The following is a 25,846-nucleotide window of genomic DNA, read 5'->3' on the forward strand; positions in this document are numbered from 1 at the left end:
GCATCTCGCTGCCGGGGAGCTCGCTTTTTCCTCCACGGTGGCCAGCGGAGTGGGGGCGCGGTAGGTCGTGGGGCGCGGTCCCTGTCGCCCCCATCGGCCGTTGCACACCCCCAGTGGCTTCCAGTGGCGCTCATGGTGTGGGGGCTGACCCCGATATGCCAATACGCCCCTAGGGCAACCCACCCCGGCCCGACCCAACGCGACCACGGGGACCCCGCCGGCACCACACCCACGCGCGCTCAGGTCGGCGGATCGTGCCCGATCTCCGCCGCACGGATGTCACGAGGGCTTTACCGCACGGTCGAATCATGGTTTCCACGCGATCGATCCCGATCACCAGCATGGGGGCGACATCAGGCACATAACCGACGTTTCCCCTGCCAGCGGCGCGGTGGGAGCACGGGAAGGATCCCCCGAATGGTGCAGTACAGGTGTCGCGGCCTCGTCACGGCCGCGCTGAGTGCAACCGTCCTGCTGCTCGCGGCGTGCGGGCAGAGCGCAGCCGAGCCCGACTCCGAGGGCGACGGTGACCAGCTCGATCCGGACACGCTGGTGATCGGTGCGGTACCGGCCGAAGAGGCCACCGGGCTGCAACAGAGCTACGACCCGATCATCGAGATGCTGGCCGACGAAACCGGAAAGGATGTCGAGTTCGAGTCGGCCACCGACTACGCGGCGGTCATCGAGGCGCAGCGCAGCGGACAGATCCACATCGCCCAGTACGGGCCGTTCGCGTACTACCTGGCCGAGCAGGGCGGCGCCGATGTGAACGTGGCCGGTGTGATGATCCAGGAGGAGGGCGAACCCCCCGGCTACGTCTCCTACGGCCTGGCGCCCGCGGACTCCGACATTGAGGAGCTGGCGGATTTCGCGGACAGGGAGGTCTGCTTCGTCGACGCCAACTCGGCGTCGGGCTACATGTACCCGCTGGCGGGCCTCATCGAGGCCGGACTCGACGAGGGCGACTATGAGGAGGTCATGGCCGGCGGCCACGACGCCTCGGCCATTTCGGTGGCGAGTGGTGACTGTGACGCCGGGTTCGCCTTCGACAGCATGGTCGACGAGGTTCTCATCGAGGGCGGTGATCTGGAGGAGGGCGAGCTGAAGGTGGTCTGGGAGTCCGAGACCATCACCAGCGCCCCCATGGTCGTGCACGGTGGTCTGGACGACGAGCTGTACACCACGGTGATGGACGCTTTCGCCGAGAAGGCCAACGTCGAGTATCTCTCCGCCAACGGCTACTGCCCCTCCGAGGAGGACTGCGACCTCAGCGACCAGGCGATCTGGGGGTGGGAACCGGTGCCCGACGACTTCTTCGACGGCCTGGAGGAGGTCTGTGAAACCACTGGTGCCCCCCAGTGCGAGGACCCCGAGGCCGGCTGACCTGCCGCCCGGCCGAACCGGCACATCGGGCGGCGGGGCGGCGGCCCCGTCCGTGCCCGCCGCCCCGCCCCAGAACGGGAACGTACATGGACGCGCACACCCACATCGCCCAGCCGCAGCCGGCCATCCGGTTCAGTGGCGTCAGCAAACACTTCACCCCGACCGTGACCGCGCTCGACGACGTTTCACTCACCGTCACCCCGGGCGAGGTCGCGATCCTGCTCGGCCTGTCCGGTTCGGGAAAGTCAACCCTGCTCCGGCACGTCGACGGGCTGCAACTACCCACGTCGGGTGAGGTCACGGTGCTCGGCGTCGACGTCGGTGCCGCCGGAACCCGTACGCTGCGTCGGCTACGCCGCCGCGTCGGGTTCGTGTTCCAACAGTTTCACTTGGTGGGGCCGCTGACCGTGTTGGAGAACGTCTGCACCGGGGCCTTGGGGCGCCTTCGGGGCCCGCGGCTGGGTCTCGTGACCTACCCGCGAACCGTGCGCACCCAGGCCCTGGAGCAGCTCGATCGGGTGGGCATGGCCGACCGGGCCTTCCAACGGGCCGACACTCTCTCCGGTGGTCAACAGCAACGGGTCGCGGTTGCCCGCGCCCTCGTGCAACAGCCAGAGATTCTCCTCGCTGACGAACCTGTGGCCTCCCTGGACCCCGAGACCGCCGCCCAGGTCTTGGACCTGATCCGTCGCGTCGCCACCGAGGACCGTCTCACCGTGTTGTGTAGCCTGCACCAGGTCGATCTGGCCCTGGGCTGGGGCGACCGGGTGATCGGCCTGCGCACCGGAGCCGTCGTGCTGGACACCCCCACCGCCGGGCTGCGGCGCGCCGACGCGATGGCGGTGTACTCCCGGGTGGGCGTACACCTGGATCCCGAGCCGGCCGGTGGGTCCCTGGCCGGTCCCAGCGCCGCACCCGCCGGAGAAGGCGCAGCGAGGTGAGTACCGGAATGACGCAGGCCACCAGGGCGCCCGGCTCCACCGGTGCAGGCCAGCCTGAGCACCCCCAGCCACACCCGCCCGGGCCGCTGGCGCCCCGGCGCACACTGGCCACGCCCCGCCCCAACACCGTTGCCGCGGCGTTGGCCGTTGTGGCGCTCCTCGCGGCTGGCGTGTGGTCCCTGGTCGAGCTGCGGATCAATGCCGCAACCCTTCTCGACAGCGCCGACAACGCCGCGGACTTCCTGGGCCGCATGCTTCCCCTGGACTTTCCCCCTGCCGCCGAGATCGCCGGCCTGGTCGGTGAAACCCTGGCCATTGTCATCGCTGCGACCCTGCTTTCGGTTCTGCTGAGCGTCCCCGTCGCGATCTGGGCCGCCGCCAACACCACCCCCAACCCCTCGGTGCGTTACGCAGCCCGCGCCCTCATCGTGATCAGCCGTGCCATCCCGGATCTGGTGCTGGCCATCGTGTTTCTGCGCATCTTCGGCCTGGGCGCCCTCACCGGGGTGCTGGCGATGGGGCTGCATTCGGTGGGGATGGTCGCCAAGCTCTACGCTGACGCTGTCGAACAGATCGACGAGGGGCCGCGGACAGCCATCCGCGCCACCGGCGCCGGTCGCCGGCAGGAACTGCGTGCCGGAGTGATTCCGCAGGTCGTTCCGGCGTTCGTTGCCACCGCCATGCACCGGCTGGACATTAACCTGCGCATCTCGGTGCTGTTGGGTTTCGTCGGCGTGGGCGGCATCGGACTTGCGATCTCCCAGGCATTGGAGATCATGGACTACCAGCGCGGTATGGCACTGGCGCTGGTGGTGCTGGTGCTGTGCGTGGCGATGGAGCTGATCTCGGGTGCGGTGCGCCGCGCCGTCCTGGGGCCCGCAGCGGCTGGTGCGGCGCCGACGGGCCTGACGGGGTTCCTCAGCCGCACGGTGCGGCCCCGCCGCCGCACAGGTGAACCCCAGCGGCCATCGCCGAGGGGCGGTGATCCCCGCGCGGACTCCGCCGCGGCCCTGCGCGTTGGACGGACCCGCCCACCCTGGACCGCGCGCCGCGTGCTTCGCACCGGATATGTGGCCATCGCACTGGGAGTGGTTGCCGCCGCGCTGTTGCCCGTGGCCCGCGAGCTCAGCGGGATCGCCGGAGCCGGCGCCGACGCTGTGGATGCGCTCCAGCGATTCTGGCCTCCCGAACACGGCGGCATCCTGCCCGCCCTCCTGGACGCCCTACTCGTGACGGTTCAGATCGCCCTGGCCGCGACCCTGCTGGGCGCGATCCTTGCCCTGCCCGTGGGCGTGTTGGCCGCGCGCAACGTCGCCCCGAATGCGCGTATCGCCCAGACCTTGCGGATGTTCATCGTGTTCGTGCGCGGTGTCCCGGAACTGATCCTCGCTATCGTCTTCGTGGTGATGATCGGTCTCGGCCCGGTTGCGGGAACGCTGGCCCTGGCCATCGGCGCCGTGGGCCTGCTCGGCAAACTGGTTGCCGATTCGGTTGAGGAGGTCGACCCTGGCTCCGAACAGGCCCTGCGCACCACCGGAGCCAGCCGAACTCAGGTGTTCTTCGGCGCCACTCTGCCCCAGGCGCTGCCCGCCTTCGTCGCCCATCTGCTGTACCAGCTGGACGTGAATATCCGCTCTGCCACCCTGCTCGGTATCGTCGGCGCGGGCGGCATCGGTTTCTACCTGCTCAACGCCGCGCGGGTGCTGGAGTTCGGCGTCGTCACCTTCATTGTGCTCCTGCTGTTCGCCGTGGTGATGGCCGTGGAGGTGCTGGCCATGTGGCTGCGCCGCAGCGTCGGGGCAGCCCGGTGACGCTGCGGCGCCCGCCCCGTCATCGGCCCGCCCCGGTCGGGGCCTGGGTGGCCCCAGGGCGGTAATGCCGTCTCGGGGTGTCCCCCAGACACTGGAGGTAGGGAGAAGCCGATGGGGGTTGGTAAAGGCCGATGGGGGTTGGTAAAGGCCGATGGGGGAGGGTTCCTGGGCGGTGTTCCGCGGGGGCGCCGGTAGCTCCGAGGGGAGGGGCTACCGGCGCCTGGTGGGGTCAGGAGTTGGCGGGGGTGTCCTGGTAGACGTCGAAGTCGAATTCGCCGTTTTTGGCGCCGTTGAGGAAGGCGCGCCATTCGGTGCGGGTGTAGATGTGGGGGCCGCGGTCGGGGTGCTTGCTGTCGGTGACGTGGAACTCGTCCCCGACCTGTTCCACCTGGACACAGGCGCCCTGCTGCGTACTGTAGCTGGATGTCAACTTCACGTGTATTCCTTCAGGTACTGGCGCATGAGGTCTGCTGAATCGTTCGGATTCAACGCGAATCCTAGGAGCTGCTCGAAGGCGTGGGAGCAGGTGGTGACTTCAGGGCTCCGCTCCAAGTACAGTTGCCCAGCCATCGTGTCCACGTAAACAACTCTGGTTCCTGCACAGTCAATCAACGTGAAGCTGCCCGAAGCGCCGGGATGTGCTCCTGCCGTATACGGGACCACCTGGATTGACGTGCGAGCCTGCCTGGACAGTTGCAGTAGGTGATCTATCTGGGCATGCATCACGGCTCTGCCACCGACGGCTCTGCCTAGTGCTCCTTCGTCCATGATGGTGAGTAGGCGTGGTCGGTCTGCCTGATCCAGGATCTCCTGCCGAGCCATACGCAGTTCCAGCCGGCGTTCGACCTCTTCGGTTGAGATCTCCTGTGGGCCATATTGCAGGATATGTCTGGCGTAGTCCGGAGTCTGGAACAGGCCCGGGACCAGGATCTCGAAGGTCCGGATCTCGGCCGCATCAGCCTCCAGGTCGATGAGCGCCGCGTACTCAGGCTGAAGCAAGTCCCGGTACGGGTACCACCAGCTGGGTCGTTCGGCGAGGCGATAGAGGGTCATGACTTCCTCGCGTTCGTTCGCGCTGACGTCGTAGAGCGCGAACAGCTCGGACATGATGGCGCGTTTCGGGACGCGCTCACCACGTTCGTAGCGCGCGAGAGTGGCCTGGTTCCAGCCGAGCTGCTCCGTTACCTCCGTCTGCTTGAGCGCCGCTCGCTTGCGAAGCTCGGCGAGCTTGCTCCCCAGGCGTCGATGTCGAATTCCCGCGTAGGCCATAGCCGACCTTTCTGGACATACCAAGGAGAATCATATGTCTAGCTTGTGCATTCACTTGCTTACTGTCATATGTCAGTCTACAGTGAGGTAATCATCACAACACCAGGAGTGATCACTATGCCAACCGTCTTCTTCCTCCGCTCGGTCGTCACACCCACCAACCTGAACAGGCTTCCATCCTGGCGCTGGGTGGTGCTAGAGCGACTGGAGGAGGGCGAACCGGGGGAGTTCCGCGATCAGCTGTACCCGTGGATGCGCGAGATGTTGGCGGGTGGGGACACCTTCGGGCTGTTCTGCGGGGAGTACGGCCTCGTCGAGGAGGAGGAACTCACCGAGGTGGGGATCCCGCTGCGGCCACCGCGTCCGTGCTGGCGGCACCAGCTGTCCGAGGCGTGCAGTTTCGAACCATCGCTGGAGACCTGTTACCGCGAGGAGCTGATTGTGTGGGACGGCAGCCAACCGCTGTTCCGCGAGATTGAGGAGCGCGTACCCGCCTGAGCGGCGCGGTGGCCTCAGCCCAGGCGACGACCGACCGCGGTCAGGTCGATGTCGATCGGGTACGGCACGCTGACCTGGAGCCGGTCGTGGTGAATGCCGGTGGGAACGTATCCGGTGGCGGCCGGGTCACGCTCGTAGGCGTATACCACGGCCCGGCCCGCGGCGTTCTCCACGCGCCAGTAGTGCGGGATCCCCGCCGCGGCGTACTTGGGGGGCTTGGTGTCCCGGTCCCGATCCACCGAGTCCGGGGACACCGCCTCCACCACCAGGTGCACATCCGCCGGAAGGTAGTGGGTGCTCGGCTTGTCCCGGTCGTAGGCCTGTGCCGTGACCACGAGGATGTCCGGTTCGGGCACCTGCCGTGCGCCGATGCGCAGGGCCATCTCGCGCTCCGCCCGCAGGTGTGGAGGAGCCTGCCGGTCCAACTCCCGCAGGATCAGGTTGATCACGCGGCTGTGCCACTTCTCCTGCGGACTTACGAAGACGAGGCTACCGTCGATCAACTCGGTGCGTGGTGGAAGGCCGGACATGCCGAGGAACTCTTCGGCGGTGAACCCTCCCGGCGGCGGAATCACCCAGTCGGGCAGGGCCTCAGCGGCGCTCATATTGTTCAGGATATCTACAAGCGACCTGTTTCCCTAGGGAAACTCCGTTAGTTTCCCCACGGAAACGCCGTCAGCCCGAGTGGCGCTGTGTCCGTCCCGGCCGAACCTCAGGCGGCTGTGGCGGGTAGGTCCGCGGCTTTGGAGAGTAGCTCCACCGAGCGCATCCGGGCATTGAGATCGCCGGCCTGGTGCGCAACAATAACCTCATCCGCCCGGGCGTAGCCGGCGAACCAGGACAGGTAGTCCATGGCCTCCGCGCCGGTGCCGATGGCCGAGTAGGTGGCCATCTGCTGGATGCGCTGCCCGGCACGGGAGGCCAACAGGGCATCGGCCTCCTCGTCCGTCAACGCCTTGCCACCGGCCAGCAGCTGCACCGCCATTCGTCGCCGCGCACGGTGGGCCTGCTGCTGGGCCTCTTCGGTCGTGTCGGCGGCGGTAACGTTCATTCCCGCGATCACGTAGGGCTCGGCCAGCTGCACCGAGGGGGTGAACTCCGCGCGGTAGGCGGCCACGGCATCCACCAGCGCGGCCGGGGCGAAGTGAGAGGCGAAGGCGTAAGGCAGGCCCAGAGAGGCAGCCAGCTTCGCGCCGAACAGTGAGGATCCCAGGATGTACAACGGCACGTTGGTGCCCGTGCCGGGGATCGCGGCCACGCCCGGGATCCGGGACTCTCCGGTGAGGTAACCCTGGAGTTCAAGGACGTCCTGCGGGAAGCTGTCCGCCGCCGAGCCGTCCCGACGCAGCGCCCGCATGGTCGCCTGGTCCGTCCCGGGGGCGCGGCCCAAACCGAGGTCGATCCGGCCGGGATGCAGGGTCTCCAGGGTGCCGAACTGCTCGGCGATGGTCAGCGGGGCATGGTTGGGCAACATGACGCCGCCCGAGCCCAGCCTGATCCGTTCGGTATGCGCCGCGATGTGGCTGATCAGCACGCTGGTGGCGGAGGAGGCGATCGTGCTCATGTTGTGGTGCTCGGCGTACCAGACCCGGGTGTAGCCCAGTTCCTCGGCGCGGCGGGCCATCGTGACACTGGCGTCCAGACTGTCGCGCACCGTCATGCCGTCGGCGATGTGGGCGAGGTCCAGGATCGAGATGGGTACGGACACGAGCGGGCCTTTCCGGGACGGCGAGTGATGCGGGGTGGGCGCGCGGCCCAGCAACCGGTCTTCCGGTTCGCTCAACCCCGCGCGGGCGGGCGCTATTTCCACTGCCGCGGGTTGCGTGTGTCATGCCCGTAGTTTGATAACGATTATCATTTTCTATAGTCTTGGGTGGTGTGGGCCGTGCCCAGCGACACCCGCGGCCCTTCGCCCTCCGGTCGGTGCCCCGGATTCTCCTCGCGGCACAGGCAGCCCGCGTCATCCCGCCCGACCGCGGGTTGCCGGCTCCGGCGGCCCGACCGGAGGACCCCGCCACCCGAGCACCCGCGACCAAGGAGGCCACCGTGTCCCGCGTCTGTCAGGTCACCGGGAAACACCCGAGCTTCGGCAACAACGTTTCCCACTCCAACCAGCGAACCCGCCGCCGCTTCAACCCCAACATCCAGAACAAGCGCTACTGGCTGCCCAGCGAGGGCCGTTTCGTGCGGCTACGACTCAGCACCGCAGGAATGCGGATCATCGACCGGCGCGGCATCGAACCCGTCGTTGCCGAGATCCGGGCGCGAGGCGGGAAGGTCTGACGTCATGGCCAAGAAGAGCAAGATCGCGCGCAATCTCCAGCGGCAGCGTACGGTCGAACGGTACGCCGAACGTCGCGCGGAACTGAAGCGCCTCATCGCCCACCCCGACACCGACGCCGACACTCGCGCCGCCGCCGTGCAGACGCTGAATAAGCAGCCCCGCGACGCCAGCCGAACCCGGGTGCGCAACCGCGACAGTGTGGACGGGCGTCCCCGCGGATACCTGCGCAAGGCCGGGGTTTCCCGCATCCGGTTTCGCGAGTTGGCCCATCGCGGGGAACTTCCCGGGATCACCAAATCCAGTTGGTGACCGCGGTGCGGCACCGGAGCTGACCAGCGGTCCAGGTCCGAACTTCCGGCCCGTGCTAGGGACCATTCCTCCGGTTCCCCCAGGACCGCCGCACCCCTCGTCCCGTGGGCGGCGCGGCACACCGCGGTGGTTCGGACCTGGACAGGCGCCGCTCCTCGCCGATGCCCGGGGATGATCATCCCCGGGCCGGCGTGCGCCCGCGCTCCAGTTCCGTCAGAACGGCACGGTCAGGAACTCGGTGTGCTCCACGTTCCGGACCACGACCGAGGCAACCTCCTCGGGACGCACATCCACCAGACCACCGGGCTCACTGCCCTCCTCCGCGGCCTCGGGAGTCACCGTCCACTCCGCGGCTACCGTGCTCGTGCCATCCTCGGCCAGAACCACGATTTCACAGTCCTCGCCCGCCGGAAGCCCCGTGATCAGCGAGTCCACCTGGGTCCCGTCCTCGGAGGGAGCCAAGGCCACCGTCGCCGCGGCACCCGTGTCCGGGTTTTCCTGCGCAGCGACCACCGTTCCCGCGTCCAGCTCCGGCACCGCCGGCTCCTCACCGGAGCCGGCCCCCAGAGCCGCACCCACCGCCAGGCTTCCGCCGATCAGGACCACGCCCGCCAGCACGGCCACCGCCGTCAGGACGAACCACTGGCGCCGGGACTGGTGTAGTCGCTGGGAACGCACCTGACGCACCGTACGCTGCAACGGCAGATCGTTCTCCGGTGGCCCGTCGAGCAGGGCCTCGGGGGGAAGCTCGCCCAGCGCCTCGCGCACCTGACGCAGTTCCGAGACCTCGTCCCGGCACCGTGCGCATTCCTCCAGGTGCGCCTCCACCTGCGTGCTCTCCTGCACGTCGAGAGTGCCCAGGACGTAGGCACCGAGCAGGTGACTGTCGTGCTCGGTCGTGCTCATCCCATCACCCCCGTGCGGCTGGCCGTGCGCTCTCCACGTTCGCCCAGGATGCGGCGTAGGGCCTGCAAGGCATAGTGCGAACGCGACTTGACTGTACCCGGCGGTACGGAAAGTTCCTCGGCCGCCTCGGCCACGGTGCGGCCCTGGAGATAGATCTGGACGAGCACCTCCCGATGCTCGACCGACAGCTGTTCCAGCGCCTCCAGCACCGTGATCATGTCGACCACGCCCTGGGCGTGATCCCCGGTCGCGGCGAGCCCCGGGGATTCGGCGACCTCGGCCGGTCGGGACGAGCGGGCCCGCGCCCGGTCCGTCACGATGTTTCGGGTCACCGTCAACAGCCATCCACGCACCGAGCCGCGCCCGTTGGTGAGCACGTCCGGATGCCGCCAGGCACGGATGAGGGTCTCCTGAAGCACATCCTCGGCGATGGCGACATCGCCGGTGAGTCTGGTCGCATAGGCGAGCACCGCGCGACCGTGCTCGTTGTACAGCGAGCGGATCAGCGCCTCGTCGCCAGACGAGCGCCGGGCACGTCTGCCCGTCATCGCCATCCACGCCCTCCGATCACGCCGCTGGCCGGCGGCGTCAGGGGATCGAACACGCCCCGCGCGCGTCCGGTCCTCGAACCGCAGGCTCACTTCGGCCGTGGCCCCGCCCGAGAACGCCCTCAGCATGGCGTGACAGCGCCCACCTGAGCAAGTCCCGCGGGGCCCGGCCGTTCCGGTCCGCCTCAGTACGCTGTGTCTTCGTCGTCGCTGTCTCCGTCTTCGTCGGCGCCGTGTCCGCCGTGCCCGCTCGTGCCCGCCTCGACAGCCGCACCATCGGGGGTGACGGCATACCAGCTGCCGTCCACACCGTGCCCCGTGGCCGCACCGGGGGCGTCGTCCCCGGCGTAGCGGTACAACGGCCACCCGCCCAGCGTCACCTGGTCGAGAGCACCGTCCCGAGCCACGGCGTCGAAGGCCGCAGGGTCCACGCCGTCGTAGCTGAACTCCGCCATATCCAACACCGGCGGCCAGGTGTCGGCACAGTCGTCGTAGCAGTGCGTCTGGGACGGCTCGGACCGGTCCTCGTCCCAGCGGTACAGCGTGTAGCCCTCATCATCCACGAGGATCTCCCCCAACTCGGGATGCTCCCAGGCCTCGAATCCCAGCGGACAGTATCCTTCCGTCCAGCCCTGCGCATTCGCCTTGGTGCCCAGCGGGCTGACGGCGTACCAGTCCCCGTCCGCGCCCTCGCCCTCCACCTGTCCCGGAGTGTCTTCGGCGTGCCGGTACAGGGGCCACCCGTCCAGGGTGACCTGCTCGACACCGTCGCCGCGGATGATGCTGCCCAGCAGGGACTCGTCCCCGTCGAAGTCGGTGTCGTCGGTGCTCCGGACCGGCGGCCACTGCTCGGCACAATCATCCAGGCAGGCCGACTCCCCCGAGGAGGGGTCATCTCGGTCGTACCGGTAGAGGCGGTACCCGTCCGCATCGGCGACCACTTCGCCCAGTTCCGGATCGCCGGTGATGTTCAGCGCGTGGCGCAGCGCCTGTCCGTCGGGACTGTCCTCGTTCGTCGAGGCCCCGGATCCCTCGTAGGAGTCCGGGTGGTCCTGCCCGGTGTCCGCGGGGGTGTCCTCGCCCGACAGCCCGGGGATCTCCACTCCCTGGCAGGCGGTGGTCAGGGCCAGGCCGGTGGTGGCCAGAGCGATGGTGAGCCTCTGGGGGATGCGCTGCATGGGGGCCTCCTCGAGTGCGGGTTCCGGGAACCGGCGTGGCGTATGCGCAGCGACGCGGCCCGGTAGCGACTTGGTTCACTCCATACACGGCCCCGTTGTCGTGGCGGTTCACCCCGGTTCGCCCGTGCCCCGGCCCAGGCGTGGTGGCACCGCCACGGCGGCCTCCAGTGTGGCTAGGCCGACAGGCGCGCCGTCGTCGCTCGGTCGAGCTGGTAGCGCCGCAGCGGAACCAGACACAGCAGCATCACAACGGCCGGGAGTACCGTGCTGCCCAGCAGCATGCCGTGTAGGGCGGTCGCCGACTGGGTGACCTCCTGGCCCGCCTCCGAGGCCGCGTATCCGGACACGGCCAGGGTTCCCGCCAACAACTGGGCGCCCACCGCCTGAGCGAGCGTCTCGGTGGAGGTCCACACCCCGGTGAGCATGCCCGCCTGGTGATGCCCACCCACCGCACGGCTCACCGCCACACAGTCGCCGAGCATCGAATAGGGCAGCATTGTGCAGCCCGCATAGCCGACCCCCACCACCATCGACATGGCGATCGCCCAGGGAAGCCCGCCCAGCTGGGGGATCAGCGCCAGGCCGAACGCACCCGCAGAGAAGATCACGGCGGCCAGCACCGCCGCTCCGCGCTTGTCGAGGCGCGCGGACAGCCGGGTCCACAGCGGCATGGTCGCGACCAGCGGCAGGGTCACACACACCACCAGCAGGCTGGTGTAGGCGCCGTCGCCCAAGACGTGGGCGGTGACGTACGGGACCCCGGCCACCATCGCCCCAGCCGCCGTCATCATCAGCACGTTGGTGACCAACAGCCACCGGAAGTGCGGATGGCGCGCCGCGGCGCCCACCTGAGCCCACACGCCCTGCTGGTTGTGGGTGGGGATCACGGCCCGAACTCTGCGGGTGCCCCGCACCGTGCCCAGCATCGCAACCAGCATCACCGTAGCCATCACCATGGCCATCGTGCGGTAGCCGGTCAGTTCGTCCTCGGCGCGGTCAACCAGTAACGGAGCGAGCGCACCCCCCAGGAGGATGGCCACACCCACGAACGCCGTGCGCCAACTCTGGAGCACCGAACGCCGATGGTAGCTGGCGGTGATCTCGCCGGGTAGGGCGACGTAGGGCACCTGAAACATGGCGGCGGCCACCGCCGCCAGGACGAAGGCCGCCAGGACGTAGGCGGCTGCGGCCGGCCCGCGCAGGGGCAGCCCCGCGAAGACGAGTACGAACAGCAGCGGCAGGGTGACCGCCCCGACCAGCATCCACGGATGTCGCGGCCCCCACCGAGACCGGGTGCGGTCGGACAGCATCCCGACATAGGGACTCGCGACCAGGTCCACCAGCTTGGGAACCACGACCACCAGCCCGGCCAGCGCCGGGGCCACCGCAAGCGCGTCGGTGAGGTAGTACAGCAGAAGCAGCCCCGGAACCGTGTTGAACAGGCTGGTGGCCACCGCCCCCGTTCCGTACCAGGCCTGCGTGCTGCGACGCAGTTCACGATCACGGTCACGCAGACCTGGGGCGGACACACCTCACCTGCCAATCCGGTTCGCACTACGGAGCCGCACCCGCCCGGGTGCGGCGTTCTATGTTCTACTCGGAGCGACCGTCCTGGGCCTCGACCTCGGACTGGTTCGCCCCCGCCTGCTCGTGCGGCACCGGGCACCCGGCCGGGAAGGTCCCCATCTGACGCACGTCGAAGCCGTTCGGGTAGCTGCGGAAGTTCGGGTTGTCCTCCGGCCAGAACGGCTCGGTGCGGGGCCGCATGAACCGCACGATCCAGGCACGTGTGCGCAGTGCGGAGCGGGCGGCCCAGCGCCACGCCGCACTCGGCCGGTCGTAGCGGAACGCCTCGATCAGCGAGTCGTCGATCAGGGCCAGGGTGAATTTGCGCATGACTCCGGCCATGCGCGGTGAGTAGAAGCTGGCCATGAGATCCAGGGTGGCGTCGGACACGGCCCGGGCCCCCGGGGTGTAGGCGAAGTGTTCCCGCTCGTAGTCGTCGAGCAGCCGCTCGAATCCGGCGTAGTCCTCCGGAATGTCGCGGATCCCCATGTAGTGGCCCATGAGCCGGTAGTAGTGCACCGTGGACGCGATCTCGTGTTCGGTCAACCGGCGCCAGCCGAAGCCGCAGTCGTTGAGCCAGCGCACCGGCATCACCACAAACGCGCTCAGCACGTAGCGGTAGTCGTCGTTACTGATGTCATAGGAGCGGTGCATCTGGTTCATGCGCTTGAGGGCTTCTCGCCCCTCACCCTCGGTGAACCCGTAGCGCAGCATCGTACCGAGCAGCAGGCCGGTGTCGTCGTAACGCTTCTGGGGCCGCTCGGTGAACTCCCCGGTCTGGTACAGCAACTCCCCGATGCTGGGAACCGCGTAGGTACGGTACAACGCCAGCCCCAACGCCCGGTTCATGTCCCACGGGAACTCGTGGGCGGTAAGGATCTGACGGATCCGGACGCAGTCCTCCTTGGCGTCGAGACGGTGGATCGTGTCACGCCACTCGAAACGTCGCATGCGCAAACTCCAACTGTGGGGGGAACGGACAGGGTGAATTCACGGTCGACTCACGGGCAGCGTGTAGCCCCGTCCGTAGCCACAGCCGGTGGGCCGGAGGGGGCGGACAGCCGCTGGAGCGCATGCTCCAGCAACGTTCGCAGCACGACGATCCCGGAGTCACGCTCCCGAGCATCGCACAGGACGATCGGGATCTCCGGAGACAGGGCGAGCGCGTCCCGAACCTCGCTGGTGGTGTAGCGTTCGGCCTCGTCGAAGAGGTTCACGGCGAGCACGAACGGGAATCCGCGCTGCTCCACAAAGTCCACCGCGGCGAAGCAGTCGGCCAGCCGACGGGTGTCCGCCAGGACCACCACACCCAAGGCCCCGTGTGCCAGGTCGTCCCACATGAACCAGAACCGGTCCTGGCCCGGGGTGCCGAACAGATACAGCATCAGCTGGTCCCCGAGGGAGATCTTGCCGAAGTCCAGGGCGACCGTGGTGGTGTTCTTCGCCGCCACCCCGGTGAGGTCGTCGACGTCTCCGGAAGCGACCGTGAGTAGTTCCTCGGTGCGCAGCGGCGCGATGTCGCTCACCGAGCGCACCATGGTGGTCTTACCGACACCGAAACCACCAGCGATCAGGATCTTGGTGGAGGATGGCAGAGTGGCCCGTGCCGGGGGCTCAGAGCCGTTGGATGCCATCGAGTACCGCCTCCAACATCTCCCGACGTGCGGGATTCTCCTGGGGATTGCGCGTGTGGACCTGGCCACGGGTGGCCAGGTCGGCAACGAGGATCTTGACCACGGCCACCGGTAAGTCCAGGCGGGCCGCCAGCTCGGCCACGGACATGGGGGCATGGCACAGGCGCAGGATCGACAGCTGCTCGGGTTCCAGACTGTTCGGCTCTGCTGCCTCGGTCGTGCTGGCCACGACCACGCTGATCATCGTCAGCTGGGCACCAGAAGCGTGCTGTCGGCCACTGGTGAGGACGTACGGTCGCACGAGCGCATCGTCGTCGTCCGGCGACGGTGGCGGACCTGGATCCGTCATGGCTCAGGAGGCTCCGGACGACTCGGGCGCACCGAGTGTCTGCCGGTCGGAGGTCTCCAGAGTTGACCCCACCCGGTTGACGAAGGCGTTCAGCTCGTAGGCGATCAGACCAATGTTGGCCTCGGCCTCCGCGAGAACCGCGAGGCAGGCACCATTGCCCGCGGCGGTGACCAGTAGATAGGCGCGCTCCATCTCCACCACACTCTGGAGTACCTGGCCGCTGTGAAAGTGCTCGCCCGCCCCGCGCGCCAGGCTGTGTAGTCCAGAGGCCAGGGCGGCCAGATGCTCGGCGTCCTCGGTGGGCAACTCGCTTGAGGACCCCAGTAGGAGACCGTCCGCTGACAGCAGCACGGCCGCCGTCGTTCCGGCCGCCCGCTCGAGGAGCTGGTCCAAGAGCCAGTCCAACTGGCCGATGTCGGTGCTCATGAGGTGTCCTCCGTGGGCAGTTCGGTTGGGGGAGGTCCGAAGTCGGCCCGGCCTTGTCGCGTTCCCTGCTGGAACGCTGCGAGGCGTTCGCGGATGCTGCGCATCCGTTCGGTCTCCTCATCGGTGTTGGTCCGGGCGCTGTCGACGGGGTGGGCGCTGTCGTCCGGGGCAACCGACGCTTGCTCCGTTTCCGCCATCGCCGATGGGGCCGACGCGGCCGACGCGGTCGACACGGCCGACACTTCGCCGTTCGCGCCGGGGTGGGCAGAGCTCGGAGCGAGCTTCGGGTTCAGGTTGGCCTGGGGGTTACGCCGGGGCAGTGGCGGACGTCCCGGTGAGGGGGCGGCGCCGGAGTCGGTGCCCGTGTCGCCGGCTTCCGCTGAGTGGGCGGGGGCCTCGGGGCGGGGATGGGATTCGGCCCCGGTGGCGGCCCCGTCCGTGCGGCTGGTGCCCGTGCTGTTCGCCGTCGGCGGGTGTGCCGTGGCTCCGCTGTCCGCAGAACCGGTGCCCGGTGTCGCAGCGGGCTCGCTCTCCTCGGGTGCTGTGGCGGCCGCGGCATCGGGATCGCTGTGGTCCGTCGGCGGCGCTGCGGAGGCGTCTGTGGCCGAACCACGTTCCAACGCCGCGGGAGGCTGAGCATCCAACAGTTCCACCGGAAGGAGCACCACAGCCAGGATGCCGCCGTAGGCGGAGGGCCGAAGCTGTACCCGGATTCCGTGCCGGTGGGCCAGCCACGCCACCACGAACAGTCCCAGCCGCATGTCCTCCCGGAGATGCAGCAGGTCGAACTCGGGCTTGTGCCCCAGCAACTCGTTGGTTTGGGCGAGCTCCTCCTCCCGCATGCCGATACCGCGGTCCTCGATCTCGACCACGACCCCGTTGGGAACCTGTTCCGCGGCCAACCGCACCTTCGTATGCGGTGGGGAGTAGGTGGTGGCGTTGTCGAGCAGCTCGGCCAGCAGGTGAATGACGTCGGACACGGCGTCGCCCCGCAGCGACAGCGCCGACACCTGTTGACGTTCGATCCGGCTGTACTCTCCGGACTCGGAGATAGCCGCGCGCACCACGTCCAGCAGCTGCATCGGGCGGACCCGGCGGGCCCCCGGATTCTCACCCCCCAGCAGCAGCAGATTCTCGGCATTGCGCCGGGAGCGGGTCGCCAGGTGGTCCAGTTTGAACAGGTCGGTGAGGTGCTGGGGCTCCTCCTGCTCCCGCTCCATCTTGTCGAGCAGGCGCAGCTGGCGCTGGGTCACGGCCAGGCTGCGATTCGCGATGCTGGCATAGGCCCGGTTGGCACCGTGTCGCAGCTCGGACTGCTGGGTTGCGGCGGCGACCGCGGTGTGTTGGGCCGTGTTGAACGCTCCGGCGACCTGACCGACCTCGTCGTCGGAATCCTGCCGCAGGTCCGGAAGCTCGGTGTCCAGGTCAATGTTGACCCGGTCCCCAGAGCTGAGCCGTCGCACGATATCGGGAAGGCGGTTCTCGGCGAGATCCGTGGTCTGGTCGCGCAGGGTTACCAGGCGGTTGACCAGGTGCAGCCCCATGCGCCGGGCCAGGATCAGCGCAGCGGTGAACACGGCCAGAATCGCCAGACTGGTTCCGACGGCGGTGAGGAGCTGCTGGTTGGCGGAGGACCGGGACACCGTGACGGCGTAGCCGGCCTGGTCCGCGCCGATCTCGGTGATCTCTTCCTTCACCGGATCCACGGCACTGCGCCACGCGCTGTCGGTGATGGGCGGCGTGGTGCTCATGCTCGACTCGCCGGTGATCGGGTCCGTGTCGATCTCGACGTCTCGGCTGATCACGGACTCTTCGAGATCGCGGAACTGGGCCCAGACCGAGCTGGCCACCAGGGTGTCCCAGGCCTCGGCCTGTTCCGGTCCGAGATGTTCGGTTACCGTGTCCACCCGGTTGTGGAACGACCCCATATGTGCGGCGAAGGCCGCATGGTCCTCGGGGGCCAGTTCCCCCGTGGCCAAGGCATCCGTGACCCGGGCATCGGCCAGGCTGAGCTGGTCGAGCGCATAGAACTGTTGGGCGGCGGTGAGTCCGGCCATCGCCGAGGGCGGGTGGCGCCCCTCCCGGGACTGCACATCGAACAGTTCGGCCCCGGCCTGGGTGACCTCGGTGTAGGCGGCCAGGGCCCCGTCGCGGTCCACATCGCCCCGGTCGATCTGGTCGCGGAGCTCCGGCAGACCGGCCACCTGCTCGTCGAGTTCGTCTACCCGCTCCACGATGGCATCGCTCAGCAGGGGACGCAGCGCGTCCAACTCCTCCAGAACCGTCTCCATGGACGTGTCAACTGTCGAGCGGTCCTCGCTGAGCTGAGCGCGATAGTCGTCCGGGGCATGCAGATACGACACGGTGGTGGAACGTTCGTCCATGACCGCGGACAGCGCCAACGACGCCGGGATCAGCAGGTCATCCGCCGCGTTGGCCATGGCGTGCTGCACGGTCGCCCGTGTGAAGAGGACGCCGCTGACCACCAGCCACACCAGCAGGAGCACCACCATCGGTATGGCCACGATGCGGCGCATCTGGGAGTGAATGGATGCGGGGCGGCGCCTGGTTGCTTCCTGCGCTTCCTGCACGGTTCTCCCTGCGCTTCGGTCCCGGAGCGGCAAGCTCGGTCATATCGGACACACAGTGTGTGTCGACCATAGCGGGTAAAATACCGGATCTTGGCGTGTGGTGCAGCAGCGCCCTTCCGGGAATGCGGCGTGACCCGTCTCGACGACACGTGGGTGGGGCCGGCGGGCATACCCGCCGGCCCCACCCGTCACGCGCTGCTTACCAGCTGGCGAACGGCTCCACCCCGTCGGGGGTCGGGCGCTGGAGATCGAAGGTCTCGATCTCGTCACCCTCGTCGCGGCCGGTGACCATCGGCTCCTGGACGACGTCAACCTGGCCTTCGTCCACGAACTCGGAGACGTAGGCACCGGTGAAGCCCGAGTGGTCCCCCTCCTCGGCGACGAAGGGCACCAGTCCGGGGCCGGACAGCTCAGTGTCGTTGATCGTGTCGATCAGGGTCTGACGGGTGAGGTCCTCCCCGGCCTCTTCCAGCAGCTGGACGAACTTCACGCCCTGGACCATGCCGTACAGCAGGGTGTCGGTGAACGGCTCGTCCGGGATGTACTCCTCGTGGATGTCGGCGAACAACGCCACCCACGGGTCGTCACTCTGCTCGGCCTGGGGCAGGTAGCCGGTCGCGATCAGGCCCTCCAGCAGCGCCGAGGCGGGCACGTCGTCGTCGGTGAACTCTTGCAGCAGCTGGAGGAGGAACACCGTGTCTCCGCCGATGCTGCTGACCACGAACTGCGGCTCGTACCCGATGCTCTCCGCGGTGAGCACCATCATCGCCACATAGTTCGGCACGCAGGAGCACACAACCACCTCGGCCTCGGCCGTGGCGAGCGCCTCCATCTGCTCGTCGATCGCGTCCTCACCCGGCTCGTAGGTCTCCTCGGCCACCACCTGGTCTTCCAGGTACATATTGAGACCCTCGGCCGCGTCGTCGGCGATGTCGTCTCCCTGCTGTAGGTAGCCGACATCGGCGTCCGGGAAGTTCTCGGCGATGTACTCACCCTGGATCTTGCCCTCGCGGGTGTAGTCCACCTGGTACCCGTAGGTCAGCGGGTACTCCTCGGGCTTGTTCCACAGCAGTGCGCCCGAGGACACGAACAGGTCCGGGACCCCCTCGTTGTTCAGCGTGTCAATGACCTGGGAGTGGGTTGGTGTGCCGAGTCCCCCAACCATCGCGAAGATCTCTTCGCGGTGGATGAGTTCCTCGGTCACCTCGACCGTGTTGGTGGGGTCGTACACATCGTCCTCGATGATGTACTCGATCTCCCGGTCGTGGATTCCCCCCTGGTCGTTGGCGTAGTCGAACACGGCCTCGGCCCCCACGGGAATTGAACTGTAGCCGGGGGAGGCGGGTCCGGTGAGCGGGCTGTGCGTGCCGATGGTGACCGTGTCGTCGGTGACACCGGTCGACACGTCCAGATCGGCGTCCTCGGTTTCGGCCACGTCGCCGGCGCCCGCACACGCGCTCAGCAGCACGGCGGCGGCGCTAGTGACCGCCACCATGCGGAGTTGTCGTCGTGCCATTGGAATCTCACTTTCGGATCGGACGGTAACGGGGATCAGTGGTGGGGTGCTTAGAAGCGGGACTGCACCCAGTTGCGGGCGCTGCGCAGCGCACCCTGGATACCGCCGGGCCACAGCCGGATCACAAGAATGAGCAGCACCCCGTACAGCACCAGCGGCAGATTGTTCGCCACGTTGGTGGGAAGCTCGAGGGTGCGACGCACCTCGTCGCCCCACACTTCGATGTAGACCATGGCGACGGCGGCCCAGAACGCACCCCACAGACTGCCGAGGCCCCCGAAGACGAGCACGGCGAGCAGGGTCAGCGACAGCACCACACTGAAGGTGTCCGGGCTCGCCGTCCCCAGCGTGTACGCCTGGAGTGCTCCGGCCAGGCCGCCGCAGCCCGCACTGATGACAAACGCGACCACCTTGGTCCAGCCGACCTGGATCCCGCACATGGCCGCGGCGGTCTCGTCGTCCCGCAGCGCGCGCATCTGACGCCCGAGCCGCCCCTTGCTGATGTTGGCCAGTACCACCAGTGCCAGCAGGACGACGAGCCACACCACGATGGCCTGCCACTGGGTGGAGGGCACCATGGTGCCCAGGAAGTCCGGTGCGCCGCGGGTCTGGAACGTCAACCCGATATTGCCCCCCAGCACGTCGGGGAATCGCAGCGCGAGTTCGGGGAGTCCCAGGGCCAGGGCCAGCGTCGCACCGGCGAGATAGGGCCCGTGCAGCCGGGACGTCGCGGCTCCCACGAGAAGCCCCGCAACACAGCTGACCGCCACTGCGAGGAGTAGGTTCAGCCACAGGGGCACCATCGGTGCGTTGAGGATCAGCAGCGCCGTGGTGTAGGCGCCGACGAACATGAATGCGCCGTGCCCCAGTGAGATCTGTCCGCTGTAGCCGATGAGGATGCTCAGACCGGCGAGGGCGACCAGATAGAAGCCGATACGCGCGATGCGGATATCGGTGATCTGGTCGGTGATGGAGGTGGCCGCTACGACGATGAGCAGTGCCGCGAGCGCTGCCAGAATGTGTCGCACCAGCATCGGCAGGGTGTTCCAACGAGTCACCAACGTGTGGGGGCCACCCCCGCTGTCGGGACCCGTGCCGTCGTCCGCTGTGGACAGCGCGTTTGAGTTCCGGGACAACACAGTCAGACCTTCCGTGCGGTGGGCCGGGTGAACAAGCCGTCAGGGCGGACGCTGAGCACGACGATGAGTACGCCCAACGCGGCCAGCGCCGTCAGCTCGGAGCCGAAGTACCCGGAGACGTAGGACGTCGTCAGCCCCATCAGGAGTCCGCCGAGAATGGCACCGAAGGGGTTGTCGAGACCGCCGATGACCGCCGCGGCCAAGCCGAGGACGAAGATGGTGTCCAAAACGTTGGGATACAGGAACGGTGGGGCGGCCAGCATGCCCGCCAGTGCGCCGATCACCGAGGCGATACCCCAGCCCAGGGTGAGCATGCTGCCCACCCGAACCCCGAGCATGCGCGCGATCTCCGGGCGCATAGCCGCGGCGCGCATCCGCAGTCCCAGCGGGGTCAGCCGGTACAGGGCGAACAGCAGCGCCGCCGCCAGGGCCACCGACACCACCGCCCAGATATCGGCCGGGGAGGGGCGGCCCCGATAGTCGAAGGCATACCCGAACGAGTGCGGTTCGTTGCCCCAGATCATCCCGACCGCGCCCATGAGCAGCAGTAGCAGGCCCAGGGTTACGATGACCGGGTTCAGTGGGGAGGCGCTCGACTGCACCGGCCGGATCAGAACGCGCTCGACCAGGGCACCGCTCGCCAGGCCGCAGACCAGAGCGGCCACGAAGCCCAGCCAGTAGCTGCCGCTCGCCTGGGTCACCGCCATCGCGGTGTAGGCGGCGACTAGGGCCAGAGCCGGCTGCGCGAAGTTCACCACGCGGGTGGCCTGGTAGATGATGATCAGAGACAGGGCCAGGGCCGCGAAGATCGCTCCGTTCGCGAATCCGTTGATCGTGAGATTGAGGAAGTGCTCCACGGTGCGTCCTCTCAGAAGCCCAGGTAGGCGTGGCGCGTCTGTTCGTCCCCGAGCAGCTGCTCGGCCGTGTCCCGCAGGACGACCCGACCGCCCGCGAGTACGACCCCGTGGTCCGCGATGGACAGGGCGCTGTTGGCGTTCTGCTCGACGATGAGCACGGTCAGCCCGCGATCGTTGCGCAACTGCCGGATCAGCTGCATGATCTGCCGCGTCACCAGTGGAGCCAGCCCCAGGGACGGCTCGTCGAGCAGCAGTACCCGCGGCTCGGCCATCAGGGCACGGCCGATCGCCAGCATCTGGCGTTCGCCACCGGAGAGGTTGCTTGCCGGCTGGGCACTGCGTTCCCGCAGCACCGGAAACAGCTCGTAGGTGCGTTCCAGGGAGGTGGCGGCCGCGGATCGGTCACCGCGCCACAGCGCACCCAACCGCAGGTTCTCCACCACGGTCAGTTCCCCGATGATGCCGGCACCCTCCGGAACGTGCGCCACGCCGAGCCGGATCAGGGACTCGGGTGGCACGGACGTCAGGTCGGTGCCGTTCAGACGTATCTGGCCGTACTGGGGACGGTTCAGGCCACTCACCGTGCGCAGCAGGGTGGTCTTCCCGGCTCCGTTGGCGCCGAGTACGGCACAGATCGTGCCTTCCTCCACCCGCAGGGACACGCCACTCAGCGCACGTACTGGACCGAACCGTACGTCCAGGTCCTCGATGGTCAACGCGAGTTCCTCAGGCATGGTTGTCCTCCGCGGGTTCGCCGAGGTAGGCCTGGGTGACCTTGGGGTCGTTGCGTACCTCGTCCGGTGAGCCGGTGCTGATGACCTCACCGAAGTTCAGCACCACGATGTGGTCACACACGGACATGACCAGGTCCATGTGGTGCTCGACGAGCACCACGGTCATTCGCTCGCTCAGGGTGCGGATTCGTGCGCCGAGCGTGGTGAGCTCCTCTTCGGACAGTCCACTCGCCGGTTCGTCCAACAGCAGGACTTCCGGTTCGCTCACCAGGGCCCGTGCCAGCGCGACACGTTTCTGTACGCCGAACGGCAGGGTCGCCGGCAGTGCGAAGGCGTATTCGCTCGCGTCCACCTCGGCCAGGGCACTCATCGCGCGTTGGCGCAGCTCCCGCTCGTCCCGGGCGGCACGGCCGAGCCCCGTCAGAGCGGTGAGCCAGGATGCTCGTGCGTGTCGGTCCGCTCCCACGGCCACGTTGTCGACCGCGGTCATTCCGGGGAACAGGTTCAGCCCCTGGAAGGTGCGGGCGATGCGCAACCCCGCCAGATGGTGGGGACGCAGTCGGGGATGCGGCCGACCGCGGATGGCCACGTGCCCCGCATTCGGGGTGATCAGCCCGGAGAGCACGTTGAACAGGGTGGTTTTCCCTGCGCCGTTGGGGCCGATGAGCCCCACCACGCTGCCGGGTTGGGCCTCCAGGTTCACCTCGTTCAACGCCAGGAGACCGCCGAAGCGGACCGTTACCCCGTGGGCGGCGAGCATCGGATCGGGATCGGTGGTAGTCAACCGGCCTCTCTTCATGGTCGGGTGTGCGGGTTCTGCTACAGGCAGGACGAATGGCCGGTGTTCCTAGCCGTCGGGGTGACCACGCAGGATCAGCCTGGACAGCTCCACACGGGAGCGGACCTGTAGCAGACGGAAGATGTTGCGTAGGTGGTGCTCAACCGTGCGCGGGCTGATGTGCAGCTGCGCCGCGATCTCACGGTTCGTGGCACCCTCGGCCACCAGTTCGGCGATCTGCCGTTGCTGGCCGGTCAGGGGAATGGACGGCCCCGCCGTCTCCTCCGCCTCGCGATGTTTGGCGTCTCCGGTGGCACGCAGTTCCGTGCGTGCCCGCGCCGCCAAGAGCCGCACGTCGAGGTGTTCGAACACCTCCAGTGCGCAGTGCAGATGGTCCAGAGCCTGGCGGGGGGAACGCTGCCGCCGCAGGGTGGTCCCGTAGAGCAGCTGGGTCCGTGCGTACTCGATGCCGTCGTGCCCACCGGTGCGGTGGAGACGCAGTGCTTCTTCGAAGTGTTCCCGGCTGGACTCGCCGCTGGCCAGCAGTGCCCGGCAGCGCGCGAGCAGGGCCAGTGGCCCCGGACTGTCGGTGGTCGTGGCCCACCGCGCGTACTCGTTGAGGGCGACCGCCGCGCTGTCCGACTCTTCGTTGAGTGCCGCCGCCTCCACGAAGTGGGGAATGGTCAGCACGCGGATGGCCGAATGGCTCTGGCCAGTCCCGCTGTGGGCCAGGGCCCGCAGACGATAGGCCGCCTGGGCCGCCTCCCCCCGGGACAGGTCCAGAAAAGCCAACCCCCAGGTGCTCAGGGCCCGGGGCAAACCGAGACAGTTCTGGGCCGCCTGCTCAGTCGCGGTTCTCGCGCGTAGCCGACACGTTTCGCTGTCCCCCTGGATCGCCGAGAGCAAGGACAGCGCCGCGGTGAGATGCGCAGCCGAGTTGGACTGGCCGGTTTCCCGGGACAGGCGCAGCCCGGTCAGGCAGTGACCCACCGCTGAGGGGTAGCGTTCGGTCCAGAACTCGGCGTAGACCAGGAATTCCAGGGCCTGTGGAATCAACGCGACCGCACCGGACTCACGTGCCAGTTCTACCGCCCGAGTAGCCAGAGTGTGGGCCTGGGCTTCGTCCCCCAGCTGGAGGGCACAGATCGTGGACCAGATCAGTTCGGTGGGGTCGGCCGAGTGCGCGGCCAGATTCACCGCACGGCGCAGTGGCTCCACCGCCGAGGCATAGTTCCCCTGGAGTAGCGCGGCCGACCCCCGCACGTAGTCCGTTCCCAGCCGCACCGAGGGAGGATCGTCCACTCCGCACAGTTCGGTCACACGTTCCGCCGCAGCGGTGTAGCGGCGAACGTCGCCCGCCAGTGAGGCGGCTTCGGCCGCGCGCACCAGCGCACGCAGCGCCAGGTGTCGTTCCTTGGGTGCCAACGACTCCGCGGCCCCACGCAGCATGGCGTAGGCGTCGATGGCGTTGTCGGAGCGCAGTGCCATGCTGCCCGTGATCAGATCGGTGATTCCGGGCGCCAGTGGAGTCGAGGAGTAGTGCCGTTGCCGCTCCAGCAGGTGCTGGGCCCGATGGGGCTGGCCGGCGAGCCAGGCGTGATGGGCTGCGGTTGCGATCCGGCAGCTCTTCGTTCCGGACATGGGGGTCAGTTCCGCCGCCCGTTCCAGGGCGGTCGCGGAGGCTTCATAGCCGTAGGTGCTGCGCATGGACTCGGAACGCGCAGCCAGATCCGAGGCGATTCGCGCATCCGGCCCACGCGCCGCCGCCGCCCGGTGCCAGGCCTGGCGTGCCGGGTCCCGCCAGGCACCGAGGGTTTCGGCGAGCACCGCGTGTGCGGCACGACGCCGATACAGAGGCGCATCCTGGTACACCGCATCCCGCAGGAGCGGATCACAGAACTCGACCTTGTTGTCCACCACACGCACCACGCCACGCTCCTCGGCGGGCTCCAGGGCCGCCACCGAGTCGGTTCCCGAATCGAGTGCCAGCACGAGAGTGTCCACGGGCAGTTCCGGGTCGGTCGCCGCGAGGTGCAGCAGCTGGAGCGTGGAGTCCGGTAGGTCAGCGATTCGGGCGACGTAGTCCTCGATGATGTCCCGCCCCAACGGCATGGGGTGGGGGAGTGCCTCCTGGCCGGCGAGCTGGGTGTCGCTCAGGGCGCCCAACAGGCTCAGCGCCGCGCGTGGATTTCCGTGTGCGGCGCGGACCAGTTCCGCGCGCACCGTGTCGGTGGGGGCGATCGGTGCGGCGTCCGTCACCAGCTGGGCCACCGCATCCGGGGACAGGGGGGGAACGGGGAGCTGGGGGAGGCTGGGGAGTACCGGCTTGGACTGGCCGTCACACGTGGCGCACAGCAGCACCAGTGCCGTGTTGTGTCGGATCCGTCGCGCCACGAAGGTCAGTACTTCCAGGGAGGACGGGTCCAGCAGGTGGGCGTCGTCCACGGTCAGGGTAAGGGGACGCTCCTGGGCCACCTGGTGCAGCAGGTCGTGTACCGCGATCGATAGGGGAAACCGCTCCGTGTCGGCGATGCGACCGGTGTCCAGCATCTGACGCAGCAGGGCGCCGTGTTCGCCGGACAGCATCGTGGTGCGTTCCAGGAGCGGAAGCAGAAGCTGCTGGAGGCCGGCGTAGGCGAGGGTGGTCTCCGTGGGGACCCCGGCGGCCTCGAGGTGCAGATGCTCGGCGCTTTCGCCTCGGGCGGCGTCCAACAGCGCCGACTTGCCACAGCCCGGCGCTCCGGACAACACCAGTGAACCGCCGGAGCCCGCGGCGGCCCCGGACAGTAGGCGCGCGATCCGGGAGCGCTCGCGGGAGCGTCCCCGCAGCGTCGGCGGATGCGTGAGGAACCTAACACTGTTCTGCACAAGTGCGATTATTGGACATTACCCCCTGCTTTGGGGAGACCCTCGTCACGATGACTGGTGATTTCCCTGACCTGGATCGGCGAGATCCGGGTCGCCTGCACCGGCGGGAGGTGCCTTGTGGGGTGTCCGCGGGGGCGCGGGGAGACGGGGAGGCGAGGAGGCATCGCCAGGGCGGGCAGCACTCACCATTGACTACATATTGTGATGAATAGTCACTTTTTGTGCCCGAGGTGTTCGCGAGTCGTGGCGCCGGAAGGTCAG

The 25,846-nt window shown here is 68.2% G+C and carries 25 protein-coding genes; 6 read left to right on the plus strand and 19 right to left on the minus strand.

Translation table 11 applies throughout. The annotated features are described in order from the left end of the window. Positions 1-417: 417 nt before the first annotated feature. The 3 genes from RIF23_RS13575 (at position 418) to phnE (ending at position 4,135) form a co-directional block, all read left to right on the plus strand. Positions 418-1,383, plus strand: coding sequence for a phosphate/phosphite/phosphonate ABC transporter substrate-binding protein (locus RIF23_RS13575; protein WP_310912858.1), 966 nt, complete (start codon positions 418-420; stop codon positions 1,381-1,383). An 86-nt stretch (positions 1,384-1,469) separates the two neighbouring features. Further along, positions 1,470-2,324, plus strand: coding sequence for a phosphonate ABC transporter ATP-binding protein (gene phnC / locus RIF23_RS13580; protein WP_310912859.1), 855 nt, complete (start codon positions 1,470-1,472; stop codon positions 2,322-2,324). A gap of 8 nt (positions 2,325-2,332) precedes the next feature. Further along, positions 2,333-4,135 carry a phosphonate ABC transporter, permease protein PhnE gene (gene phnE / locus RIF23_RS13585; RefSeq protein ID WP_310912860.1) on the plus strand — a complete coding sequence of 601 codons (1,803 nt, stop codon included), beginning with the start codon at positions 2,333-2,335 and terminating at the stop codon, positions 4,133-4,135. Between the two features lie 229 nt (positions 4,136-4,364). On the opposite strand, the gene RIF23_RS13590 is transcribed toward phnE, so the two are convergent. Together RIF23_RS13590 and RIF23_RS13595 are read right to left on the minus strand one after the other, a co-directional pair. Continuing rightward, positions 4,365-4,571 carry a DUF397 domain-containing protein gene (locus RIF23_RS13590; protein WP_310912861.1) on the minus strand — a complete coding sequence of 69 codons (207 nt, stop codon included), beginning with the start codon at positions 4,569-4,571 and terminating at the stop codon, positions 4,365-4,367. Then, on the minus strand, positions 4,568-5,404 hold the full coding sequence (locus RIF23_RS13595) for a helix-turn-helix domain-containing protein (RefSeq protein ID WP_310912862.1): 837 nt from the start codon (positions 5,402-5,404) through the stop codon (positions 4,568-4,570). Before RIF23_RS13595 ends, RIF23_RS13590 begins: the two co-directional genes overlap by 4 nt. A gap of 117 nt (positions 5,405-5,521) precedes the next feature. On the opposite strand from RIF23_RS13595, the gene RIF23_RS13600 reads away from it, so the two are divergent. Continuing rightward, the gene (locus tag RIF23_RS13600; RefSeq protein ID WP_310912863.1) at positions 5,522-5,902 is read left to right on the plus strand and encodes a hypothetical protein; all 381 of its coding nucleotides are present in this window, start codon (positions 5,522-5,524) and stop codon (positions 5,900-5,902) included. A gap of 14 nt (positions 5,903-5,916) precedes the next feature. Here the strand turns inward: RIF23_RS13600 and RIF23_RS13605 are convergent, their stop codons facing one another. Both RIF23_RS13605 and RIF23_RS13610 read right to left on the minus strand, forming a co-directional pair. Then, on the minus strand, positions 5,917-6,507 hold the full coding sequence (locus RIF23_RS13605) for a Uma2 family endonuclease (protein WP_310912864.1): 591 nt from the start codon (positions 6,505-6,507) through the stop codon (positions 5,917-5,919). Positions 6,508-6,614: 107 nt separating this feature from the next. Continuing rightward, the gene (locus RIF23_RS13610) at positions 6,615-7,610 is read right to left on the minus strand and encodes an LLM class flavin-dependent oxidoreductase (RefSeq protein ID WP_310912865.1); all 996 of its coding nucleotides are present in this window, start codon (positions 7,608-7,610) and stop codon (positions 6,615-6,617) included. A 338-nt stretch (positions 7,611-7,948) separates the two neighbouring features. Here RIF23_RS13610 and rpmB point away from each other — a divergent pair, with 338 nt between their 5' ends. Beyond that, positions 7,949-8,185 carry a 50S ribosomal protein L28 gene (gene rpmB / locus RIF23_RS13615; RefSeq protein ID WP_310912866.1) on the plus strand — a complete coding sequence of 79 codons (237 nt, stop codon included), beginning with the start codon at positions 7,949-7,951 and terminating at the stop codon, positions 8,183-8,185. 4 nt (positions 8,186-8,189) lie between these two features. Continuing rightward, on the plus strand, positions 8,190-8,495 hold the full coding sequence (gene rpsN, locus RIF23_RS13620) for a 30S ribosomal protein S14 (protein ID WP_310912867.1): 306 nt from the start codon (positions 8,190-8,192) through the stop codon (positions 8,493-8,495). A 213-nt stretch (positions 8,496-8,708) separates the two neighbouring features. Here rpsN and RIF23_RS13625 read toward each other — a convergent pair whose 3' ends face one another. From RIF23_RS13625 to RIF23_RS13695, 15 genes are all read right to left on the minus strand, one after another. Continuing rightward, positions 8,709-9,401 carry a zf-HC2 domain-containing protein gene (locus RIF23_RS13625; protein WP_310912868.1) on the minus strand — a complete coding sequence of 231 codons (693 nt, stop codon included), beginning with the start codon at positions 9,399-9,401 and terminating at the stop codon, positions 8,709-8,711. Beyond that, positions 9,398-9,949 (minus strand): sigma-70 family RNA polymerase sigma factor, encoded by a 552-nt coding sequence (locus RIF23_RS13630; RefSeq protein ID WP_310912869.1) that lies wholly within the window; start codon positions 9,947-9,949, stop codon positions 9,398-9,400. The genes RIF23_RS13625 and RIF23_RS13630 overlap by 4 nt, the downstream gene beginning before the upstream one ends. Positions 9,950-10,134: 185 nt before the next feature. Next, positions 10,135-11,127: a hypothetical protein gene (locus RIF23_RS13635; protein WP_310912870.1), complete on the minus strand. Its 993-nt coding sequence runs from the start codon at positions 11,125-11,127 to the stop codon at positions 10,135-10,137. Positions 11,128-11,300: 173 nt separating this feature from the next. Next, positions 11,301-12,656, minus strand: coding sequence for an MFS transporter (locus RIF23_RS13640; protein ID WP_310912871.1), 1,356 nt, complete (start codon positions 12,654-12,656; stop codon positions 11,301-11,303). A 64-nt stretch (positions 12,657-12,720) separates the two neighbouring features. Continuing rightward, positions 12,721-13,644 carry an oxygenase MpaB family protein gene (locus RIF23_RS13645; RefSeq protein ID WP_310912872.1) on the minus strand — a complete coding sequence of 308 codons (924 nt, stop codon included), beginning with the start codon at positions 13,642-13,644 and terminating at the stop codon, positions 12,721-12,723. A gap of 50 nt (positions 13,645-13,694) precedes the next feature. Then, on the minus strand, positions 13,695-14,327 hold the full coding sequence (locus RIF23_RS13650) for a GTP-binding protein (protein ID WP_310912873.1): 633 nt from the start codon (positions 14,325-14,327) through the stop codon (positions 13,695-13,697). Further along, positions 14,308-14,676 (minus strand): DUF742 domain-containing protein, encoded by a 369-nt coding sequence (locus tag RIF23_RS13655; protein ID WP_310912874.1) that lies wholly within the window; start codon positions 14,674-14,676, stop codon positions 14,308-14,310. Before RIF23_RS13655 ends, RIF23_RS13650 begins: the two co-directional genes overlap by 20 nt. A gap of 3 nt (positions 14,677-14,679) precedes the next feature. Further along, entirely contained in the window at positions 14,680-15,102 is a 423-nt protein-coding gene (locus RIF23_RS13660; protein ID WP_310912875.1) for a roadblock/LC7 domain-containing protein, read from the minus strand. Continuing rightward, positions 15,099-17,693 carry a sensor histidine kinase gene (locus RIF23_RS13665; protein WP_310912876.1) on the minus strand — a complete coding sequence of 865 codons (2,595 nt, stop codon included), beginning with the start codon at positions 17,691-17,693 and terminating at the stop codon, positions 15,099-15,101. Before RIF23_RS13665 ends, RIF23_RS13660 begins: the two co-directional genes overlap by 4 nt. Before the next feature lie 199 nt (positions 17,694-17,892). Continuing rightward, positions 17,893-19,209, minus strand: a complete 1,317-nt coding sequence (locus tag RIF23_RS13670) for an ABC transporter substrate-binding protein (RefSeq protein ID WP_310912877.1) — start codon at positions 19,207-19,209, stop codon at positions 17,893-17,895. Positions 19,210-19,259: 50 nt separating this feature from the next. After that, positions 19,260-20,267 carry a branched-chain amino acid ABC transporter permease gene (locus tag RIF23_RS13675; protein WP_310912878.1) on the minus strand — a complete coding sequence of 336 codons (1,008 nt, stop codon included), beginning with the start codon at positions 20,265-20,267 and terminating at the stop codon, positions 19,260-19,262. 83 nt (positions 20,268-20,350) lie between these two features. Next, positions 20,351-21,205, minus strand: coding sequence for a branched-chain amino acid ABC transporter permease (locus RIF23_RS13680; protein ID WP_310912879.1), 855 nt, complete (start codon positions 21,203-21,205; stop codon positions 20,351-20,353). Between the two features lie 11 nt (positions 21,206-21,216). Then, positions 21,217-21,939 (minus strand): ABC transporter ATP-binding protein, encoded by a 723-nt coding sequence (locus RIF23_RS13685; protein WP_310912880.1) that lies wholly within the window; start codon positions 21,937-21,939, stop codon positions 21,217-21,219. Then, positions 21,932-22,723 (minus strand): ABC transporter ATP-binding protein, encoded by a 792-nt coding sequence (locus tag RIF23_RS13690; RefSeq protein WP_310912881.1) that lies wholly within the window; start codon positions 22,721-22,723, stop codon positions 21,932-21,934. Before RIF23_RS13690 ends, RIF23_RS13685 begins: the two co-directional genes overlap by 8 nt. Positions 22,724-22,786: 63 nt before the next feature. After that, a complete protein-coding gene (locus tag RIF23_RS13695) occupies positions 22,787-25,585 on the minus strand; it encodes a LuxR C-terminal-related transcriptional regulator (RefSeq protein ID WP_310912882.1) in 2,799 nt (932 codons plus the stop codon). Positions 25,586-25,846 lie beyond the last annotated feature (261 nt).

The organism is Lipingzhangella rawalii, from assembly GCF_031628175.1.
GTDB lineage: Bacteria > Actinomycetota > Actinomycetes > Streptosporangiales > Streptosporangiaceae > Lipingzhangella_A > Lipingzhangella_A rawalii.

Bases quoted from the DNA above. Each gene is read 5' to 3' on its own strand.
- RIF23_RS13600 (WP_310912863.1), top strand. From the start codon at position 5,522: ATGCCAACCGTCTTCTTCCTCCGCTCGGTCGTCACACCCACCAACCTG.
- RIF23_RS13575 (WP_310912858.1), top strand. From the start codon at position 418: ATGGTGCAGTACAGGTGTCGCGGCCTCGTCACGGCCGCGCTGAGTGCA.
- RIF23_RS13650 (WP_310912873.1), bottom strand. From the start codon at position 14,327: ATGGCATCCAACGGCTCTGAGCCCCCGGCACGGGCCACTCTGCCATCC.
- RIF23_RS13660 (WP_310912875.1), bottom strand. From the start codon at position 15,102: ATGAGCACCGACATCGGCCAGTTGGACTGGCTCTTGGACCAGCTCCTC.
- rpsN (WP_310912867.1), top strand. From the start codon at position 8,190: ATGGCCAAGAAGAGCAAGATCGCGCGCAATCTCCAGCGGCAGCGTACG.
- RIF23_RS13605 (WP_310912864.1), bottom strand. From the start codon at position 6,507: ATGAGCGCCGCTGAGGCCCTGCCCGACTGGGTGATTCCGCCGCCGGGA.
- RIF23_RS13595 (WP_310912862.1), bottom strand. From the start codon at position 5,404: ATGGCCTACGCGGGAATTCGACATCGACGCCTGGGGAGCAAGCTCGCC.
- RIF23_RS13645 (WP_310912872.1), bottom strand. From the start codon at position 13,644: ATGCGACGTTTCGAGTGGCGTGACACGATCCACCGTCTCGACGCCAAG.
- RIF23_RS13625 (WP_310912868.1), bottom strand. From the start codon at position 9,401: ATGAGCACGACCGAGCACGACAGTCACCTGCTCGGTGCCTACGTCCTG.
- RIF23_RS13635 (WP_310912870.1), bottom strand. From the start codon at position 11,127: ATGCAGCGCATCCCCCAGAGGCTCACCATCGCTCTGGCCACCACCGGC.
- RIF23_RS13630 (WP_310912869.1), bottom strand. From the start codon at position 9,949: ATGACGGGCAGACGTGCCCGGCGCTCGTCTGGCGACGAGGCGCTGATC.
- RIF23_RS13655 (WP_310912874.1), bottom strand. From the start codon at position 14,676: ATGACGGATCCAGGTCCGCCACCGTCGCCGGACGACGACGATGCGCTC.
- phnE (WP_310912860.1), top strand. From the start codon at position 2,333: ATGACGCAGGCCACCAGGGCGCCCGGCTCCACCGGTGCAGGCCAGCCT.
- phnC (WP_310912859.1), top strand. From the start codon at position 1,470: ATGGACGCGCACACCCACATCGCCCAGCCGCAGCCGGCCATCCGGTTC.
- RIF23_RS13670 (WP_310912877.1), bottom strand. From the start codon at position 19,209: ATGGCACGACGACAACTCCGCATGGTGGCGGTCACTAGCGCCGCCGCC.
- RIF23_RS13685 (WP_310912880.1), bottom strand. From the start codon at position 21,939: ATGCCTGAGGAACTCGCGTTGACCATCGAGGACCTGGACGTACGGTTC.